Source organism: Streptococcus mitis (assembly GCF_003944325.1).
GTDB classification, from domain to species: Bacteria; Bacillota; Bacilli; order Lactobacillales; family Streptococcaceae; genus Streptococcus; species Streptococcus mitis_CW.
The window spans coordinates 1-565 of record NZ_RJPX01000115.1; the positions used below are offsets into that span (position 1 = coordinate 1).

At 45.0% G+C, this 565-nt stretch carries 1 pseudogene; it reads right to left on the bottom strand.

Features of this window, described 5'->3' with window-relative positions:
• Positions 1-565: pseudogene (locus D8787_RS11635) on the bottom strand (surface protein Rib); the annotation flags it as partial.

Below are 565 nucleotides of genomic sequence, written 5' to 3' on the forward strand. Positions count from 1 at the left end.
TAAGTGGGCTGTGTCTTTGACTGGAACTTTGTCGGTTGGTTTCACTAGTTCGAAGTCTTGGTTTACTAGCTCTGTTCCTGGAATTGTATGACTGATTCCTGTTGTTGGATCTGTCACTGTTGCTGTTCCGTCGTCGCCTACTGTTACTTCCTTACCTGGGTTCTTGTCTTTGACTTTATCTGCCACTTGTTTCTTCTCTTCTGGAGTTAAGTGGGCTGTGTCTTTGACTGGAACTTTGTCGGTTGGTTTCACTAGTTCGAAGTCTTGGTTTACTAGCTCTGTTCCTGGAATTGTATGACTGATTCCTGTTCTTGGATCTGTCACTGTTGCTGTGCCGTCGTCGCCTACTGTTACTTCCTTACCTGGGTTCTTGTCTTTGACTTTATCTGCCACTTGTTTCTTCTCTTCTGGAGTTAAGTGGGCTGTGTCTTTGACTGGAACTTTGTCGGTTGGTTTCACTAGTTCGAAGTCTTGGTTTACTAGCTCTGTTCCTGGAATTGTATGACTGATTCCTGTTGTTGGATCTGTCACTGTTGCTGTTCCGTCGTCGCCTACTGTTACTTCC